This is a genomic window from Gordonibacter sp., assembly GCF_036667095.1.
Taxonomy (GTDB): domain Bacteria; phylum Actinomycetota; class Coriobacteriia; order Coriobacteriales; family Eggerthellaceae; genus Gordonibacter.
Map to the genome: position 1 here is coordinate 1 of NZ_JAVWUP010000062.1, position 2,118 is coordinate 2,118.

2 protein-coding genes are annotated in these 2,118 nt (G+C 55.5%); one reads left to right on the plus strand and one right to left on the minus strand.

Annotated elements, in window-relative coordinates; translation table 11 throughout:
- Positions 1-183 precede the first annotated feature (183 nt).
- Positions 184-690, plus strand: coding sequence for a bifunctional nuclease family protein (locus RR842_RS07355; RefSeq protein WP_332514126.1), 507 nt, complete (start codon positions 184-186; stop codon positions 688-690).
- A 222-nt stretch (positions 691-912) separates the two neighbouring features.
- Here the strand turns inward: RR842_RS07355 and RR842_RS07360 are convergent.
- The coding region (locus tag RR842_RS07360; protein ID WP_332514124.1) for a DNA gyrase C-terminal beta-propeller domain-containing protein at positions 913-2,118 on the minus strand (1,206 nt) is incomplete at its 5' end.

Sequence of the window (2,118 nt, forward strand, 5' to 3'; positions counted from 1 at the left end):
GAAACGCTATTTGGTCAAACATTTTTTAAAATCATTTTCATACGCAACTTCTCGCAGGCTGCAAGCAGTTTAAAACCGTACCGAAAACGGCTTCCACCGTGAAAGATCAGCCGAGAAATGAGCGGTATAATCGTGGCCAAGCCTTCTTGAAACGGCTTTCTCCAATCCGACAAGGAGCACTAAATGGTACCCGTAAATATTCAAACCCTTATAGTCATGACGGCGCCTGCTCCCTCGATTCTCGTCTTACAGCCCGTGGAAGAACCTACCCAACCAGGGAAATCACGCATCATCCCTATATGGATTGGCGCGAACGAGGCCGCCCAGCTTGGCATAGCGCTAGAAAAGGCACGTTTTGCACGACCTATGACACACGACCTTTTCCTCGATGCCCTCACTAATTTGGATACGCGAGTCGATCATGTCGTCATCAACGACGTCAAGGGAGCTATGTTCTTCGCAAGGTTGACGCTGAAACAACACGATCGCCTTATCGACCTTGATGCGCGGCCTTCGGACGCCATCGCCTTGGCGCTTCGCCAACAGGCACCACTCTATGTCGAGGAAGAAGTGCTCGAACGCGCGTCATTTCCCTATGTGTTCAAAAAAGACCCTGGTGAAGATCAAGAGCTCGCCGAATTTCGCACATTCCTCGCCGAAATCGCACCCGAGGATTTCGAAGATCAGTAGACCTCCCCACTACGCGTCCTACCAAACAACACCCAAAATGTCTCACATGAAACAATCCGTCTAGTAGGGGATTACATCAGGGGAGACAGGTGTTCCTAAGGAATCACGGAATAATCGAATACGTGTGGGAGAGGGTGGTTGACAGGAGATAAAAAATAACGGGCCGTATCAGGGCCCGTTATTTTTTCGTTACCGGTTTTTCGAACGCCCTAGAAAGGGTGCTTACTCGCTGTCGATCTCGTTCTCGGTGACGCCTTCTTCTTCGGATTCTTCTTCCAAAAGGTCAATTTGCTCTTCGTCTAGCTGGCCGTCAGCATCTGCCGGGCGCTTCTTCTTAGCACGGCTCGCGATGGCAACCGCGGTTACGCGATCGTTGTCGGCTACCTTCATCACACAGACACCCTGAGTCGAGCGGCCCAGCTCTGAGATGCCTACGACCGGAGTACGCACAATGACGCCCTCTTCGGACATGATCATGATCTCCTCGTCCGTCGTGACGATCTTCATAGCCGTCAGCAGGCCCTTCTTCTCCGTCATGGTGATGGTGAACACGCCCTGGCCGCCGCGATGGTGCTCGGGGTACTCAGACACCGGGGTGCGCTTGCCATAACCCTTCTCGGTGATCACGAACAGCTGCGTGTCGGGCTTGGCAATCTCCATGCCCAGAACGCGCGCGATAGGCGGCACGTTCATGCCGCGCACACCCATGGTGTCGCGGCCCATGCTGCGGACCTCGTCCTCGCTCCACATAATGGCCTTACCAGCGCTCGACACCATAATCACGTTCTCGCCAGAAGCGACGCGCTTCACGGAGATAAGCTCGTCGTTGTCCTTCAGGTTGATGGCGATAAGGCCGTCGCGGCGCGTGCGGTCGTAGAGTTCCATCGATGTCTTCTTCACCATGCCGTGCGACGTGGCAAACATAAGGTACTCGTCGGTCGGGAAGTCCTTCGTGGCGATAACGGCCGAAATGGTCTCACCCTTGGCCAGCGGCAGCAGGTTCACGATGGCCGTGCCACGCGCGTGGCGTGACGCCTCGGGCAACTCGTACACCTTCAGGCGGTACACCTTGCCCGCCGTGGAAAAGAACAGCATGAAGGCATGTGTCGAAGCCACGAACAGGTGCTCGACGTAGTCGTTGTCCTTCAGGTTCACGCCCTGCATGCCCTTTCCACCGCGCTTCTGTTGGCGGTAAGTGGCAACGGGCAGGCGCTTCACGTAGCCGGACTTCGTCACCGTCACGACCATATTCTCGTCGGCGATAAGGTCCTCAACGTCGATATCCTTAGCATCACCGGACAAGCGGGTCCTACGCGGCGTACCGAATTTCCTTTTGATCTCCAGCAGCTCTTCCTTGATGATCTCGCGGACGAGCGCCGGGTCGGCCAGCACGCGTTGGTAGTAGGCAATGCGCTCGAGGAGCGCGGC